The following is a 16237-nucleotide window of genomic DNA, read 5'->3' on the forward strand; positions in this document are numbered from 1 at the left end:
GCCTTAGCGATTTTGTTCTTATATAAAAAATTATAGATAACCTAGAATAATTATTATTAAAAATATATTTTATGTTAAATTAAATTTTCTTGATATGGTAAAATGAATTTAATTAAAGATAAAAAGTTGTTTTTTATTAGATAACACATTAGGATTAGATTTAAATATAGTAATTAAAGTATTAGAATTAGGTAATGAGGTATAAAACATGGTGTCAAGAGAAGAGATAATTAGAAATTTAAATTTACAAATAAAAATTAATAGTCATATTATTGGTGTTGCAACAGGTGCTGGTGTTACGGCTAAATATGCACAAAGGGGTGGAGCTGATCTATTGCTTACTCTTAATTCAGGAAGATTTAGACAGATGGGAAGAAGCTCACTTGCAGGAATACTACCATTTGCCAATAGCAATGATATGGTAATGGAATTTGCATTAAGGGAAGTTGTTCCACTTATAAAAGATATTCCTGTTATTTTTGGATTAAATGCAACAGATCCAACAATAGATTTAGAAGAATATATAGAGAATATACAAAATAAAGGATTTTCGGGAATTAATAATTATCCGACTGTAGGAATAATTGATGGAATATTTGGAAAGGCATTGGAAGAAGAGGGATGCAGTTACAGTTTAGAAGTTGAAGCTATTAAAATTGCTCATAAAAAGAACTTATTTACTATAGCATTTGTTTTTAGTAAAGAACAAGCAAGTGATATGTTAGATGCAGGAGCAGATATTATATGTGTGCATTTAGGATTAACAGAGGGTGGAATGCTTGGAGCTAAAAAGATATTATCTTTAGAGGCAGCTAAGGAAAAGGCAAAATCAATTTTTGATTTATGTGATAAAATTAGACCAAATGTAATTAAAATGATATATGGGGGACCTATTAAAACACCAGTAGACGTTCAATATATGTATAATAATTGCAACACTATGGGATATATTGGTGGATCAGCTTTTGAAAGAATACCATCTGAAAAATATATAACTAATATAACTAGAGAATTTAAATATTCAGGTAATTTAGAAAAAGATGATTTTTTAAATAAAATGTTAGATGGAATAACAAAGCATTATGACTATGTAGAATTTGTAAAAGAATATGTATCTAAAAACTACATGAATAATATATCTTTTTTAGAATTAGCTATGGTTGCAAATATTTCTAGAACACATTTAAGTAGTCTTTTTAAAAAAGAAGTTGGATGTAGCTTCCCACAATATTTAGTTAAATTTAGAATGAATAAAGCAGCAGAAATAATAAAAAAAGAAAATATACGATTATCAGAGGTTGCAGAATTAGTTGGATATGATGATTATGCACATTTTAGTAAAATGTTTAAAAAATATATAGGAAAATCACCAAAAATATACAGGGAAAGTACATAAACACAATTTTAAAATACATAAGTACATTTACTGCAAATTAAAAAAACGTTATCATTAACTTGTAAGTTGTGATAACGTTTTTTTAAAACTAAAAATTATGAGTGGACAAGGTAAAAATTAATTTATATTATGGGGAGTTGAGGATTATGAAAACTATAGCAATTGCAGGAACTTTTGATTCAAAGGGTGTTGAATATTTATATGTAAAAAAATTAATTGAGGGTATAGGATTAAAACCATTTACTATTCATACAGGTGTATTTGAACCAAAATTTAAACCAGATGTTTCAAATCAAGAGGTGGCTAGAGCAGTTGGTGAAGATATTTACGAAATTGCAGCTAAAAAGGATAGAGCATTGGCAACAGAAATTCTTTCAAAAGGAATGGAGAAATTGGTTCCTAAATTATATGAACAAGGTAAGTTTGATGGAATTATTTCATTTGGTGGTACTGGTGGAACATCACTTATTACACCAGCTATGAGAGCTCTACCAATTGGAGTACCAAAAGTTATGGTATCAACAGTAGCTTCAGGAAATACTGAACAATATGTTGGTTCAAGTGATATAGTCATGGTACCATCAATAGTTGATGTGGCTGGTCTTAATTCAATATCAACAAAAATCTTTGCAAATGCTGTGTTTGCAATAGCTGGAATGGTGAATTTTGAAAATAAAGAGATTATAGAAAAGAAACCACTAGTAGCCGCAACAATGTTTGGTGTAACAACGCCATGTGTAAATTATGCAAGAAAATATCTTGAAGAAAGAGGATATGAAGTATTAGTATTCCATGCAACAGGAGTTGGTGGGAAATCTATGGAGCATCTAATAAAAGGTGGTTTTATCAAGGGCGTTTTGGATTTAACAACTACAGAATGGTGTGATGAACTAGTTGGAGGCGTGTTAGGTGCAGGTCACAACAGATTAGAAGCAGCTGGAAAGAATAATATACCTCAAGTTGTATCAGTAGGAGCATTAGACATGGTAAACTTTGGACCAATAGACACTGTTCCAAAGAAGTTTGAAGGTAGAAATTTCTATAAACATAACCCAACTGTTACATTAATGAGAACTACTGTTGAAGAAAATAAAATCATTGGTGAAAAGATAGCTGAAAAGTTAAATATGGCTACAGGAAATACAGCACTATTCTTACCTTTAAAAGGCGTATCAATGTTAGATGAAAAGGGACAACAATTCTATGGAGAAGAAGAAGATAAAATGCTTTTTGATACATTAAAGAATTGTATAAATAAAGATGTTGTAGAGATAGAAGAACTAAATCTTGCAATAAATGACAAAGAGTTTGGAGAAGCAGCAGCTAAAAAGCTTATAGATTTAATGAGTAAATAATATAGTTTAAAGTCTTATTACTAGAAAATAATGATATTTATAGATAACTATTAACATTATTAAAAATAGAATTTAAAAACAGTAAAATTAGGAGGAATTAATTATGAAAAGAGCAGAAATTATTAAGAAATTTAAAGAGGAAATAGCTAAAGGAAATTCTTTATTAGGAGTTGGCGCCGGTACAGGTATTACAGCTAAAAGTAGTGAAGCTGGTGGAGCAGATATGCTTATAATATATAATTCAGGAAAATATAGAATGGCAGGTCGTGGATCTTTAGCAGGATTATTATCATATGGTGATGCAAATCAAATTGTTGTAGAAATGGGAGCAGAAGTATTACCAGTTGTTAAACATACTCCAGTACTTGCAGGAGTTTGTGGTACAGATCCATTTAGAGTAATGGAAGTTTATTTAAAGCAACTTAAAGAACAAGGATTTTCAGGCGTTCAAAACTTCCCAACTGTTGGTTTAATAGATGGAGTGTTTAGACAAAATCTTGAAGAAACAGGAATGGGATATGACTTAGAAGTTGAAATGATTAGAAAAGCACATGAATTAGACATGCTTACTACTCCATATGTATTTGATCCAGAACAAGCAAAAGCAATGGCTGAAGCTGGTGCAGATATTCTAGTAGCTCATATGGGATTAACTACAAAAGGAACAATTGGAGCTAAGACTGCTTTAACACTTGATGACTGTGTTGAAAAAATAGAAGCTATTATAAAAGCTGGTAGAGCTGTTAATCCAGATATTATGGTTATTTGCCATGGAGGTCCAATTGCAGAACCTGATGATGCAGCATATGTAATTGAAAAAACAGAAGGAATAGATGGTTTCTTTGGTGCATCAAGTATTGAAAGATTTGCTGCTGAAAGAGGTATAAAAGCACAAGCAGAAGCATTTAAATCAATTAAAAAATAAATTTAAATTGAAAGTCATTCTTTACTTATAAAAGCTACTACAATATTATTATGAAAAATTAATATTGTGGTGGCTTTTATTTTTATATTATTATAGCATAGGTGTATAAACTAAATGTCTAAATTTATGCTATATTAGGATTTTAGTGGACAAATTGTAAAAACAGTGTTGACAATTTATATTATGTATCTTATAATAATCAAGCAGTCAAGTTGTAGAGACTTTATGTTTGAGAATGTTTTAAATAATAAAGTTTAAAATTTGGTTATAAGATACATATGTTAAATTATGCGTTTTTAGCTCAGCTGGATAGAGCAACGCCCTTCTAAGGCGTGGGCCAGGGGTTCGAATCCCTTAAAACGCACCATTTTGGTTCACTAGCTCAGTCGGTAGAGCACATGACTTTTAATCATGGTGTCCCGGGTTCGATTCCCGGGTGAGCCACCAAACTTAGTCTAAAGTAGAAATGTAGATTTTTACTTTGGATTTTTTTATTTTATAAGAAGATTATGAAATTAATACCTAAAAAATTATGTTAAAATGTAATAAAATAGATTATTTATATTATTAATAGAAATAATCCTTAGCATAAAAACAATATAGAGAGGCGAGATATAATGAAAAAATCAAAGATTTTGTTAACAGGTATTTTAGGTGTGGTACTTAGTTTTTCATTTGTTCCTAAAGAAGCTAATGCTGCTTGGATTAAGGATACAAATGGCTGGTGGTATTCGCAATTAAATTATGTGATAGGCTGGAAGCAAATAAATAATGCATGGTATTATTTTGATAATAATGGATACATGAAAACAGGATGGATTTATGATAATGGAACTTGGTATTATGCAGACTTAAATGGAGCAATACAAAGTGGTGTTATTGAGGTAAATGGAAAAACATATTACTTAGATAAAAGCGGAGCAATGGCCAAAGGAAATATTGTAATTAATAAAAGAACATATACTTTTGCAATGTCAGGGGAATCTATAGGGGATAAAATTCCACAAGCAACAAAGGCATTTTTATCAAATGGAGTTGAAACAGAACCTACTAAAATTAATAATGTTTATGTAGCTAGTGGAAAAGTAGTAGAGATAAATATTGATGGTAATCCTACAACTGGTTATACTTGGAATTATGAATTTAATACAGATGGTATTATAAAGGAAGAATGGAAAGATTATAAACAAGATAATGTTGATTCAGAAATTCAAGGAGCGGGTGGAACGTACACTTGGAAGTTTTCAGCTGTAAAAGAAGGGACTACGAAAGTTACTTTTAAATATTATCGTCCTTGGGAAAATGAGATATTAGAAACAAAAACTTATATTTTTACAGTAGATAAAGATCTTAATATTACAGTAGAGGAATGCAATATATAATTGATGATAAAATAAAAAATATATAGATACAGTAATTTATAATGATGTTAAATTAGAGTCTATTTTTAAAATGAAGTAATAAATGCCTAGAGAAAAATCTTTAGGCATTTTTGACTTTGTTTTAGTTACTATTGTTCTTCAGTAGAACATGTTTGCATCATAAGGATGTCCATTCCACTATTTAGAATATATCCTCCATCAACTCTAAGTATTACACCTGTAATAAATCCTGAATCAGGGCTACATAGGAATGAAACTGCTGAAGCAATATCCTTGGGCTCACCAATCTTTTTCAAAGGTGTTTCATTAACAAATTTTGTTTCTAAAGCATTTAATGCTTCTTCAGTCATAGAAGTCCTTATAATTCCAGGTTGTATTGCATTCACTGTTATTCCATATGAGCCAAGTTCTTTAGCTAATGAATAAGTAAATCCAACGAGTGCTGTTTTAGCAGTAGAATAATTAATATTTCCTGCAAAACCAAATACACCTGCAATAGATGACATATTTACGATTCTTCCATAATTATTATTTTTCATAAATTTAGCACATGCTCTTGAACAATAAAAAGCTCCGTATAAATGAGTTTTTATAAGACTATCCCAATCACTATCTGACATATTAGTGCAAAATGTAGGAGGTGTTGAAAGTCCGGCATTGTTTATGAGAATGTCAATTTTACCATGTTTAGTATATATTTCTTTAAATACACTTTCTACATTTTCTTTATTAGAAACATCCATTTTATAAGTTTCTGCATATCCGTTTAAATCTTCAATTAGTTTTTTAGTTTCATTGATATTGGCATCTCTTCTTCCAGTAATCATAACTTTAATACCACGTTTAGCAAATTCTATACATATATCACGTCCTATACCTGAACCACCGCCAGTTATAACTGCAATTTGATTTTTTATATTTTCACACATTATTGCACGTCCTTCCTTAATTATCTAACTAAATTATTGCAAATTTTATAATTAATATCTATGGGTAAAAGGGATGAAAAGTATTATGCTAAATACGACTTTTTACCTATTTTCTATGGTATAAATATAATTTGGTATATAATAATAAGGAACTTTTAAATATACATGGCATTATAACCAAATGAAGGGAATGGTGGTTTTATGATTAAGTCTCAGCTTAATAAAAAAGACTATGAAAAAATATTTGAATTTGCAACTCAAGTTCAAAATATACAAATTAATTTTAGAAGTACAATATTAATGAATCTTTCAAATATTTTTGGATATAATTATCTAACATTTTTTTTAGCAGACAAAAATGGAAGTCTTATAAATCCAATAGCTACTAACATAAATCCAATATTAACTAAAAAATATATAAACTATTACTACAGTACAGATATCTTTTATCTAGTAAAAGAATCTAATGAAATATTTCAAAAAAATGTTATATCAATAACAGATATAATGCCATATAAGCAATTTGAGAATACTGAATATTATAGGGATTTTTTGTGTTTAGATAATTTGTATTATGAAATTGCAATTCCATTAAGGATAGGAGAGAGTTTGCTAGGGGGAATAGGAGCTTTTAGACCTAAGGAATTAGGAAATTTTACATCTAAGGATATTTTGATTTTAGAAAAACTTAGTGGTATTATTTCTAATGCTCTTAATAATTATATTAAACTAAATAAAATATCGTATGAACAAGAATTTTTAAAAGACATAACATCAAAGGCACCTATAGGACTAGCTGTTTTAAATAATAGATATTCTATAATATATTCCAATAATATTGCTGAAGATTTTTGTTTAGATATATTAAATGATAGAACATGCTTAAATCCAATTCAGTATGTAATAGATAAATTATTTATGGAGGGTGAATTTAAAAAAGATAACTCTTCATCTTTTATGTATAGTACTATTAAGAACTATAATTTTAAGGTGGTTTCATCTATAGTGCCAGATGCTTTTAATGGATTGGAATCACTTATGTATATTTATATAACTAAAGAAATATTAAATGAAGATAAAACTTTTGATAAAATTATTTCAGATTATAATTTAACTAATAGAGAAGTGGAAGTTATAAATCTTGTTTCAAAAGGTTTGAGCAACAAAGAAATTTCACAAAAATTATTTATAAGCTGTCATACTGTAAAAACACATATGGAAAATATATTTAAAAAGACACAAGTTGATAATAGAACAAGCCTCATATATAAAATTAATAACATTACATTTTTAAATAAGTAATATAGTAATTAAATAAATAATAAAGATAAAACACAATAGATTTTTTGAAAGGAATCCGTATTTTTTTCACAATGAAACTTGATAGGTGTATTTATTTAAATTTGGAGGATAGCAGTATGAAAAAAACAATTTATAATATTTTATCTAATACTATATTTCACGGAAGAAATACAACTAAAATAAAAACAAGAGAAATTACATCAAGGCAGTTTCCTTATAAAATTGAAGTTATTGCTGAAAATTTACATGTACCTTGGGCTATAGCAATAAGTGATGAAGGTACTCTATATTTTACAGAGCGGTCTGGTGCAATTAGAATTATTAAAGATGGTAAACTTTCTTCGCAGCCATTAATAACATTAGATTCACCATTTATAAGTCAAGGTGAAGGGGGGCTAATGGGAATTGCTTTAGATCCCAATTATTCACAAAATCATTATATGTATGTTATGTATTCATACAATGAAGGTAATCAAATATATAATCGTGTTGTTAGATTGTTAGAAAATAATAATAGAGCATTCATCAACAAGATTCTATTAGATAAAATCCCCGGTGGAAGAATTCATAATGGAGGAAGGATAAAGATAGGTCTGGATCAAAAATTATATATTACGACAGGAGATGCAGGAAATTCTGCATTGGCACAAGATTCTAAAAGTACAGCTGGAAAAATATTAAGAATAGAATTAGATGGCACTATTCCTAAAGATAATCCAATTCTTAATTCTTCTGTCTATAGTTTAGGACATCGAAATCCACAAGGTTTAGCATGGAATTCAGAGAATGTTTTATATGAATCAGAACATGGACAATTAGCACATGATGAGATCAATATAATAGAAAAAGGTGCAAATTATGGGTGGCCTCTCGTTCAAGGAAATGAAGAGTCTAAGGAAGTTGTGACACAAAAACCATTAATACAAAGTGGAGAAAACACATGGGCACCTTCTGGAATTGCATTTGTAAATCAAGGACCATGGCAAGGAAAATTACTTGTTGCTAATTTACGTGGACAACAACTATTGGCAATCTCACTTAATGGCAAAGGAACAGTAGTAAAGAATGTAGAATCTTGGTTAAGTAATGAGTATGGACGTTTACGTGAAGTTGTTCAGGGAAAAGATGGATCAATTTATTTAACAACAAGCAATAGAGATGGAAGAGGAAATCCTGATATAACTGATGATAGAATTATTAAACTTGTTTTAAAATAAAAGAACATAAATTTATATTACTTTCCTTTTGTGTTTTAAGAAAATTAATATAGGTAAGAAGTAAAAATAGCGATTCACATATTGGTCATGTATTTAATGATGAACCAAAATAACTTGGAGGACTTAGATATTATATAAATTCTGCTTCTTTAAAATTTATTCCAAAGAATAAAGTGGAAGAAGAAGGTTATAGAGAATGGTTAAATAAAGTATAGGTTCTAATGAAATGAAAAATGCCCAGAAAGATTTTTGGGCATTTTTTATATTCTTTATAGATAATATTGAAGTATTAAATGAGTTAAATAAATCAATAAAACATCAAAATCAATAAGAATAAGATAGTAATTATTAATCTAAATCTATTATATTGACAGATTATTACAATAGATATATACTGAAATTATCAATAAATAATGAAATTTATTATCAATAAAATAAAAACTTTATTATGCTAAAAATCCAATTTACCAATAAAGCTAGACGGATATGTAATAATAGGAATTTAGATAGAAGTAGGTGATAATTATACAAGCTATTATAGAAAAGTATAATTTTTTTGATTCTGATATGAAGATATATAGAAAAACAGACTTAAAAACTATATGTAATATTAAATGTAGAGATGGATTTGGAGTTATGACATGTTATCATGTTTTTCCAGGAATAGATTTAATTTTTAATGATTTCCATTCCTATCACTGTGAAGAAGCTCATAACTTAAAGAGTGAACTAATAGAAATTAATTATTGTCATAAAGGGAGGTATGAAAGTATATTTGATGGCAATAAATATGAATATTTAAAGGAAGGAGATTTAGCATACAATATTGTTGGATCTAACTATGAATCAGGTGGATTTCCAATGGGGCATTATGAAGGTTGCTCAATATTAATAGACTATTCTATAGCAAAAAAATTTTTTTTATGCAATTATAATGATTTAAATATTGATTTAGGCAAGATGAAAAGATTAATGTTTAATAATAATTGGTATTTTATTGAAAAATCGAAACCTGAAATTGTAAATATTTTTAAAGATTTATATAATACACCATCAATTAATAAATTATATTTTTATAAATTAAAAGTTTTAGAAGTATTTTTATTTTTAAGTAAATATAGAGATGTAAAAGATCAAGAAAAATCTTATTATTATACAAAAGAACAAGTTAATTTAATTAAGGATGTTAGAAATTCAATTTTTGAATATTATAATAGAAAAATAACAGTAAAGGAATTATCAAAGATTTATAATATAAGCACAACTTTTTTGCAAAATGGATTTAAAGATATTTTAGGTAAAACAGTAGCAGAATATATTAGGGAATTTCGAATATATAAAGCTGCAAAAATGATAAAAGAGACAAATCAAAGTATTATGGAAATTGCATTATGTGTTGGCTATGATAACCCAAGTAAGTTTGCATCTGCATTTAAAAAAGTCATGGGAAGTACACCGCTTAAGTATAGAAACAATTTTTAATTCAAATGGATTATTTTAATTTTTTTGGAGTAGAGAAAGAATAGATGGATTAGTAAAATATGAATTAGTCACATTAAAGAAAATAACAACTCAAATATACCAGCATACTGACTTGTTATTTATTTTAATGTGCCTTAGCTAGAGGAATCTCTGGTTAATTCATATTTTATTTTTTTATCTAGATTTTAAAAAATTATTGATATTTTAAAGTATAAATACTACTTTAAAATTTAAGTCTTAATATTAAATTTAAATTATAGAACAATATCAGTATTTGTTTAAAATTTAGAAAATTATTAAAAGGAGAGGTGAATATGAAAGAAAAAGATGATGAAAAAATTAGTATACTTTCATTTGCAGGTAATTATAAATATTTAACAATATTAGGATGTATCCTGTCAGGAATTAGTGCAATATTAGCACTTGTGCCATATTTATATATATGGAAGGTAGTATATGAGATATTTATGGCATTGCCTAATATTAATAATGCGTCAAATATTGCATATTATGGTTGGATGGCAGTAGCTTTTTCAGTTGGAGCAATTTTAATATATTTTATAGCTCTTATGTGTACTCATTTATCAGCTTTTCGTGTGGCAAGAAATATGAGAAGTCAGGCACTTCATCATATAGTAAAATTACCACTTGGATATTTTACAGAGAATGGAAGCGGTAAGCTTCGTAGAATAATTGATGAAAGTTCAGGGCAAACAGAAACATTTTTAGCACATCAATTACCAGATTTAGTAGGTGCAATTGTAACTCCAATTGCTATGTTAGTACTTTTATTAGCGTTTGATTGGAGATTAGGTATAATTAGCTTAATTCCTATTATTATATCATTTGTATTTTTAAGTAGAATGATGGGAGATAAAAGGAAATCAGCTGTAGAAGAATATCAAAATGCATTAGAGGATATGAACAATGAAGCTGTAGAATATATAAGAGGAATTCCTGTAGTTAAGACATTTGGACAAAGTATATTTTCATTTAAGAATTTTCATGATGCAATTATGAGATATACAAAATGGACAGTAAATTATACTGTATCACTTAGAATTCCTATGTGTAATTTTACTGTGGCTATTAATGGTATTTTTGTACTTTTAATTCCAGCTGGTATCTTATTAATTGCAAGTGCAGTAGATTATAAAGCATTTTTATTAAATTTTATATTTTATATTATATTTACTCCAATTATTACAATTATGGTCAATCGTATAATGTTCATGGGAGAAGGAACTATCATGGCTAAAGATTCAGTAAAACGTGTTTGGAATATATTAAATGAAGAAACATTAAATGAAACAAAAAATCCAAGAAAACCAAAGAATTCAACTATTGAATTTAATAATGTTTCTTTTACTTATAAAGATGCAACTAAACCAGCAATTAAGAATTTATCATTTAAGATAAAGGAAGGATCAACAGTAGCATTTGTTGGACCATCAGGAGGAGGTAAAACAACAGTTGCAAGTTTGATTCCAAGATTTTGGGATGTGGATACAGGAAGCATAACAATTGGTGGTGCAGATGTAAGAAATATTAAGACAAAGGATTTAATGAATATGGTATCTTTTGTGTTTCAAGAAACAAATTTATTTAAAGAAAGCCTTTTTGAAAATATTAGATTATCAAGACCTAATGCTACAAGAGAAGAAGTATTAAAGGCTGCAAAAGCGGCACAATGTGAAGAAATATTTGAAAAATTTCCAGATGGAATGGATACAATTGTTGGAACTAAAGGAGTATATTTATCAGGAGGAGAAGCTCAACGTATTGCTTTAGCAAGAGCAATTTTAAAAGATGCTCCAATTGTACTTCTTGATGAAGCAACAGCCTTTGCAGATCCAGAGAATGAATATCAAATACAACTTGCTTTTGAAAATTTAACAAAGGGTAAAACTGTACTTATGATTGCACATAGGTTATCAACAATACAAAATTCAGATTGCATTATGGTATTAAAAGATGGAGAAGCTATAGAGAAAGGTACTCATAGTGAGTTGATTAAAAATGGTGAAACTTATGCTTCAATGTGGAAAGATTATCAAAGTTCTATTACTTGGAGAGTAGAAAACTCTTATGTTGAAAATAAGAGAGAGGAGGGAGCTTTGAATGGTTAATTATTTGAGATATAAATTTGCATTAAGTGAACAAGGGGCAAAGGATTTAATTAAAGCAAGTATTGCTTGTACTTTAACAAATATAAGTTTAATGTTTCCAATTGGAATTATATATATTCTTTTAAAGGAAATGATAGATCCTATATTAAATGGAGGAAATCCATCGTTTAATTTAGGAAAATATATAGTTCTTTCAATAGTAGTATTAATTCTTATATTTGTATTCCAATATTTTCAATATAATAAAACATTTTTTGCTTCATATACAGAAAGTGCTAATAAGAGAATATCTTTGGCGGAACAATTAAGAAAATTACCTTTATCTTTTTTTGGTAAAAAAGATTTATCAGATTTAACAACAACTATAATGGGAGATTGTGCAGGTCTTGAAACAGCTTTTTCTCACTATATTCCTGAATTAATAGGTGCTGTATTATCTGTCATTATTGCGTCGATTGGTTTGTTTGTTATGGACTGGAAATTATCAATAGCACTTTTATGGGTTATACCAGTAGCATTTATAATTGTAGTTATTGGTAAGGCACAACAAGATAAAGTAAATAATATAAATAAACAAATAAAGCTTGATTATAATGATAATATTCAAGAATGTATTGAAACAATTCGTGAACTTAAAGCTAATAATAAAAGTAATAGTTATCTAAAAGAATTAGATAAAAAACTAAAAAAATCTGAGAGTATTCAAATTAAAGCAGAACTTAATACGGCAATGTTTGTTGTTTCAGCACAGATGTTATTAAAGATTGGAATTGCAACAGTTGTACTAGTTGGAGGAATGAGTTTATTAAAAGGAGAGACGGATTTACTTACTTTTATTATGTTTTTAATTGCTGCTTCTAGAATATTTGATCCTCTTTCTTCATCACTTATTAATCTTGCAGCTATATTTAGTACATTACTTCAAATAAAGCGTATGCAAGAAATTGAAGGTCAAAAGATTCAAACAGGAATAGATAATGCCACATACAATGGATATGATATGTGCTTTGAGAATGTTGGATTTTCCTACAATGATAATGAACAAGTCTTAAATAATGTATCATTTATAGCAAAGCAAGGAGAAATTACTGCATTAGTAGGTCCAAGCGGTGGAGGTAAAAGTACTGCAGCTAAGTTAGCAGCAAGATTTTGGGATATTGATAAAGGCACAATTACTTTAGGTGGTACTGATATTTCACAGGTTGATCCTGAACATTTGCTTAAAAATTATTCTATAGTATTTCAAGATGTAGTTTTATTTAATAATACTGTTATGGAAAATATTCGTATAGGTAAAAGAAATGCTACAGATGAAGAGGTTATTAAAGCAGCTAAGGCTGCAAGATGTGAGGAATTCATATCTAAAATGCCACAAGGATATAAGACTATTATTGGTGAAAATGGTTGTACATTATCTGGAGGAGAAAGGCAAAGGTTGTCTATTGCAAGAGCATTATTAAAGGATGCTCCAGTTGTACTCCTTGATGAGGCAACAGCGTCACTTGATGTAGAAAATGAGACAAAAATCCAAGAAGCAATTAGTGAACTTGTTAAGAATAAAACAGTTCTTGTAATTGCTCATAGAATGAGGACAGTAGCAGGAGCTGATAAAATCGTTGTCTTAAGTGATGGACATGTAGCAGAAATGGGATCACCAAAAGAATTATTAAATAATGATGGAATTTATACTAACATGGTAAGACTACAAAAGAAAAGTAGTGAATGGAAGTTAATTAAGTAATTCTAATGCCAGTTCGCCCTTATACTAGAATATTAACACTTTTCTAAAATACAGTGATAAATTAAAAAGCCAATGCTTAATAATACTAAGCATTGGCTTGAAATTTCTTAAATTTATATCCAAAATACCGATACTCTGATTTTGACACCTATCTCTCGAGAGCTGGATGTTCAGATAAAAATATTAAGGCAGTTACTTAGATAGGTATTTTTTTAAAATTAAAAAAAGTCTTGTCTATTTTAAATTCATCAAGTTTTTTACCTTTTGAGCTTATTGCACATACTTTTATACAATCTGAATCTATATCTACGACTAAAAAATGATATATAGCAATAGGGGGTACTATAACTCCTTGTTTACTTTTATATTTATCACGAAGTTTTTCACCACCACCACCTGCAATTACTTGAATGATCTCTCTTTCGTAAGCAAATTTTCCGTTATTAAATGAATTATTAATTATTCTTCTAGAATAATTATGTTCATGTCCGGAGAAAACTATATCTATATCATATTTATCAATTATTTTCCAAAAATAATCTCTATATTCAGGATATAAATCAAGACAGTGACCAAGATGAGCTCCTGTAGGAAATGCCGGTGAATGTACAAAAACAAGCTTATTTTTTTTATATTCAGAGACTTTTTTTTCAAACCAGTTAAGTTGAACTTTATCAATTTTATGGGTTGATCCATAGTGAAAAGCATTAAGTACTATAATTCTAGTATCATCAAAATCTATATAATAAACTGTCTTATTATATTCATCAAGAAATTCACTAGGTTTTAAATCACTATAAATAGTACTAAAGATTTTTTCAAATCTATCATCTATAGGCTCTATATTAACTTCATGGTTACCTACTACAGGTATCAATGGTTTATCTGGATGATATTTTTCTATTAAGTTTCTTAATCTATTTAATTGAAAGGTTAGTACTTCCTCTTTACAACTTCCAGCTACAGTATCTCCACACATTACAATAAATTCAGGCTCAGGATCTAATTTGCATGTCTCGTTCATTATTTCTTTTAATACTTTTTCATTTATACCATTTTTTTTGCCTTTTGAGTCACTAAAAATTATAAATCTCATTTTTTCTCCTCTTATAATAGTAATTGATTAATTTAATGATAATTTACTTAGAGTAATTTAACCATTTAGTATAAATATTAGGTCTATTAGTTTTTACAAAATCTAAAAATTGTTTTTTATAACCAAGTTTTTGTAAGCTTCTAATAATTAAATATGGGTATATAGTTTTCTTTTTCATAGCTCTAGCAGTATCAATGAGTCTTATTTCATTTGATGATGTCAGAAAAATATGAAATAGTGCTGCATCCAATCGGGAATATCCTACCAAGTTCATAGCTTCATAAATTTCAATAATCTTATTTGAAATATTTCCAGTAAGGCAATGTGTTGATAAGTATTTATCTAACTCAATACCATCTATATATTCACGTATAATATAATCTTCACCAAATGAATAAAGTCTTGGAAAATGAGAATCTATTTGAGCCATAGCCAAAGTTTCTATTTCATCATGGCAAACTTGTTTTCTTTTAAAAACTTTTATACATTTATGTGAGTCAATTTTGTATACTTTACCTTGAGTTCCAGCGCCTAAAAATTTCAAGTGTTTTATATTGAATCCAGCATATAGTTTAATAATAATCACCTAATCATATAGTAATATAAGATTAATATATGATTAAGAATAATTTTTTGATTAATATATTTATTTTTTATTTTTCACATCAGGAAAATTATTATTTCCTTTTTAGACACGTTATGTGATAAAATATCAAGATATATAGCCATTAGAAAAACGAAGGAGGAAAAAAGAAAACTTTATGAAGAAATTTTTGAGTGAATTTAAACAATTTGCACTAAAAGGAAGTGTAATTGACTTAGCAGTTGGTGTATTAATAGGTGGTGCATTTCAAGGAATAGTAAAATCATTAACAAATGATATAATATCACCAATAATAGGGGTGTTTGCCAACAAGGATTTTAGTGATTTAACATTAGAAATTTTTAGTGTAAGTATTAAATATGGCTCTTTTATAACTGCAGTCATAAATTTTTTAATTATGGCATTTTTAATATTTTTACTTGTTAAAGGTGTAAACAAATTAAGTGATTTAGGAATAAAAAATAAAGTTGAAGAAGTAAAAGAACCTACAAATAAAGAATGTCCTTTTTGTTGTAGTGAAATTGACATAAAAGCCACTCGTTGTCCTAAATGTACATCTCAGTTAGAAGAATAAAATTTAAATTATTAATAGGATTTTATTAAAGGTACATGTATTTAATATGTGTACCTTTAATAAATTATGAAGTTAAAAATGTTATATTGATAATAGCAAGTTAAA

Annotated in this window: 13 protein-coding genes, 2 tRNA genes and 1 pseudogene; 13 read left to right on the forward strand and 3 right to left on the reverse strand. The window is 28.0% G+C overall.

The features are described from left to right. Positions 1-208: 208 nt before the first annotated feature. From NG918_RS15660 to NG918_RS15685, 6 genes are all read left to right on the forward strand, one after another. Positions 209-1396, forward strand: coding sequence for a phosphoenolpyruvate hydrolase family protein (locus NG918_RS15660; RefSeq protein WP_252212102.1), 1188 nt, complete (start codon positions 209-211; stop codon positions 1394-1396). Positions 1397-1542: 146 nt separating this feature from the next. After that, the gene (locus NG918_RS15665) at positions 1543-2751 is read left to right on the forward strand and encodes a Tm-1-like ATP-binding domain-containing protein (RefSeq protein WP_252212103.1); all 1209 of its coding nucleotides are present in this window, start codon (positions 1543-1545) and stop codon (positions 2749-2751) included. Between the two features lie 103 nt (positions 2752-2854). Beyond that, the gene (locus NG918_RS15670) at positions 2855-3676 is read left to right on the forward strand and encodes a phosphoenolpyruvate hydrolase family protein (RefSeq protein ID WP_252212104.1); all 822 of its coding nucleotides are present in this window, start codon (positions 2855-2857) and stop codon (positions 3674-3676) included. Positions 3677-3966: 290 nt separating this feature from the next. Continuing rightward, positions 3967-4043 (forward strand) — tRNA-Arg (locus NG918_RS15675). A 4-nt stretch (positions 4044-4047) separates the two neighbouring features. Then, positions 4048-4123, forward strand: a tRNA-Lys gene (locus tag NG918_RS15680). A 170-nt stretch (positions 4124-4293) separates the two neighbouring features. Beyond that, positions 4294-5058 carry a protease inhibitor I42 family protein gene (locus NG918_RS15685; RefSeq protein WP_252226977.1) on the forward strand — a complete coding sequence of 255 codons (765 nt, stop codon included), beginning with the start codon at positions 4294-4296 and terminating at the stop codon, positions 5056-5058. A gap of 128 nt (positions 5059-5186) precedes the next feature. On the opposite strand, the gene NG918_RS15690 is transcribed toward NG918_RS15685, so the two are convergent. Continuing rightward, entirely contained in the window at positions 5187-5987 is an 801-nt protein-coding gene (locus NG918_RS15690) for an SDR family NAD(P)-dependent oxidoreductase (RefSeq protein WP_252212106.1), read from the reverse strand. A gap of 201 nt (positions 5988-6188) precedes the next feature. On the opposite strand from NG918_RS15690, the gene NG918_RS15695 reads away from it, so the two are divergent. From NG918_RS15695 to NG918_RS15720, 6 genes and pseudogenes are all read left to right on the forward strand, one after another. Continuing rightward, entirely contained in the window at positions 6189-7289 is a 1101-nt protein-coding gene (locus NG918_RS15695) for a response regulator transcription factor (protein WP_252226979.1), read from the forward strand. A 116-nt stretch (positions 7290-7405) separates the two neighbouring features. Next, the gene (locus tag NG918_RS15700) at positions 7406-8506 is read left to right on the forward strand and encodes a PQQ-dependent sugar dehydrogenase (protein ID WP_252226981.1); all 1101 of its coding nucleotides are present in this window, start codon (positions 7406-7408) and stop codon (positions 8504-8506) included. A gap of 53 nt (positions 8507-8559) precedes the next feature. Then, a pseudogene (locus NG918_RS15705) lies at positions 8560-8721 on the forward strand (peptide-methionine (R)-S-oxide reductase); the annotation flags it as partial. Between the two features lie 301 nt (positions 8722-9022). Then, positions 9023-9988: a helix-turn-helix domain-containing protein gene (locus tag NG918_RS17130; RefSeq protein WP_252226983.1), complete on the forward strand. Its 966-nt coding sequence runs from the start codon at positions 9023-9025 to the stop codon at positions 9986-9988. Between the two features lie 314 nt (positions 9989-10302). Then, a complete protein-coding gene (locus NG918_RS15715) occupies positions 10303-12117 on the forward strand; it encodes an ABC transporter ATP-binding protein (protein WP_252226984.1) in 1815 nt (604 codons plus the stop codon). Continuing rightward, positions 12110-13858: an ABC transporter ATP-binding protein gene (locus tag NG918_RS15720; RefSeq protein ID WP_252212111.1), complete on the forward strand. Its 1749-nt coding sequence runs from the start codon at positions 12110-12112 to the stop codon at positions 13856-13858. Before NG918_RS15715 ends, NG918_RS15720 begins: the two co-directional genes overlap by 8 nt. 196 nt (positions 13859-14054) lie before the next feature. Here NG918_RS15720 and NG918_RS15725 read toward each other — a convergent pair whose 3' ends face one another. Together NG918_RS15725 and NG918_RS15730 are read right to left on the reverse strand one after the other, a co-directional pair. Then, positions 14055-14954, reverse strand: a complete 900-nt coding sequence (locus NG918_RS15725; protein ID WP_252226985.1) for a metallophosphoesterase family protein — start codon at positions 14952-14954, stop codon at positions 14055-14057. A 43-nt stretch (positions 14955-14997) separates the two neighbouring features. Next, the gene (locus tag NG918_RS15730; RefSeq protein WP_252226986.1) at positions 14998-15498 is read right to left on the reverse strand and encodes a hypothetical protein; all 501 of its coding nucleotides are present in this window, start codon (positions 15496-15498) and stop codon (positions 14998-15000) included. A 217-nt stretch (positions 15499-15715) separates the two neighbouring features. Between NG918_RS15730 and mscL the strand changes: the two genes are divergently transcribed. After that, positions 15716-16132: a large conductance mechanosensitive channel protein MscL gene (gene mscL, locus NG918_RS15735; protein ID WP_252212114.1), complete on the forward strand. Its 417-nt coding sequence runs from the start codon at positions 15716-15718 to the stop codon at positions 16130-16132. The last annotated feature ends 105 nt before the right edge of the window (positions 16133-16237 follow it).

This window comes from Clostridium sp. ZBS2 (genome assembly GCF_023845855.1).
Classification (GTDB): domain Bacteria; phylum Bacillota; class Clostridia; order Clostridiales; family Clostridiaceae; genus Clostridium; species Clostridium aquiflavi.

Coding starts and splice junctions, on each gene's coding strand:
- NG918_RS15665 (WP_252212103.1), top strand. CDS start 1,543: ATGAAAACTATAGCAATTGCAGGAACTTTTGATTCAAAGGGTGTTGAA.
- NG918_RS15695 (WP_252226979.1), top strand. CDS start 6,189: ATGATTAAGTCTCAGCTTAATAAAAAAGACTATGAAAAAATATTTGAA.
- NG918_RS15725 (WP_252226985.1), bottom strand. CDS start 14,954: ATGAGATTTATAATTTTTAGTGACTCAAAAGGCAAAAAAAATGGTATA.
- NG918_RS15690 (WP_252212106.1), bottom strand. CDS start 5,987: ATGTGTGAAAATATAAAAAATCAAATTGCAGTTATAACTGGCGGTGGT.
- NG918_RS15685 (WP_252226977.1), top strand. CDS start 4,294: ATGAAAAAATCAAAGATTTTGTTAACAGGTATTTTAGGTGTGGTACTT.
- NG918_RS15670 (WP_252212104.1), top strand. CDS start 2,855: ATGAAAAGAGCAGAAATTATTAAGAAATTTAAAGAGGAAATAGCTAAA.
- NG918_RS15715 (WP_252226984.1), top strand. CDS start 10,303: ATGAAAGAAAAAGATGATGAAAAAATTAGTATACTTTCATTTGCAGGT.
- NG918_RS15720 (WP_252212111.1), top strand. CDS start 12,110: ATGGTTAATTATTTGAGATATAAATTTGCATTAAGTGAACAAGGGGCA.
- NG918_RS15660 (WP_252212102.1), top strand. CDS start 209: ATGGTGTCAAGAGAAGAGATAATTAGAAATTTAAATTTACAAATAAAA.
- mscL (WP_252212114.1), top strand. CDS start 15,716: ATGAAGAAATTTTTGAGTGAATTTAAACAATTTGCACTAAAAGGAAGT.
- NG918_RS15700 (WP_252226981.1), top strand. CDS start 7,406: ATGAAAAAAACAATTTATAATATTTTATCTAATACTATATTTCACGGA.